Raw genomic sequence first — 637 nt, 5'->3', positions numbered from 1 at the left:
CCGGGTCGAGCGACGGCGGCACGCCGGGCGCGACCGCGAGCCCCAGCCAGGCGGCGAACGCGGCCACGGACACCCCGCCCGACGCCACCGCCGTTCCCAGCCACGGGTCGCGCCTCAGCATGGCGGGCACGCACGGCCAGATACCGACCCGGCGCGCCTGCCGGACCGTGAGCGGCACCAGCAGGGCGAGCACGGCGAGCCCGGCCACCTGCGCCTGCGTGCCCAGGTCGAAGGCGAGCGCGGTCGCCGAGACGCCGACCGTGGCGAGCGCCACCAGGAGGCGGGCCTGACGGGACCACACCTCCAGCGCGCGCCTGGCCCTGCCGGTGTCGCGCGGGTCGACCTGCCAGGCGGGGTCGTGGTGCGCGCGGGGCCGGTCCCAGCGCAGGAGCGCGAGGCCGAGGTTCACGCGGGCCTGAAGGTGCCGCGGGTCCAGGTCGAGGGCGGTGCGGTAGGCGGCTCCGGCGCTGGCGTGTTCGGAGCGCAGCAGGGCCAGGTCGCCTTCCAGCACGTGGGGGCCGGGCCGTTCCGGTGCGAACCTGCGGGCGACGGCGGCCTGCCCCGCGGCCTCGTCCCAGTGGCCGGCGAGGCGGCTGAGCGCCGTGGCGAGCCGCAGCCGGGCGGCCCAGGAGCCGGG

At 79.3% G+C, this 637-nt stretch carries 1 pseudogene; it reads right to left on the bottom strand.

The features are described 5' to 3' along the window. Positions 1–637 (bottom strand): annotated as a pseudogene (locus DQW85_RS21765) (hypothetical protein); the annotation flags it as partial.

The organism is Nonomuraea lactucae (assembly GCF_003313395.1).
GTDB lineage: Bacteria > Actinomycetota > Actinomycetes > Streptosporangiales > Streptosporangiaceae > Nonomuraea > Nonomuraea lactucae.
This window is presented reverse-complemented; position numbering and strand designations above follow the sequence as displayed.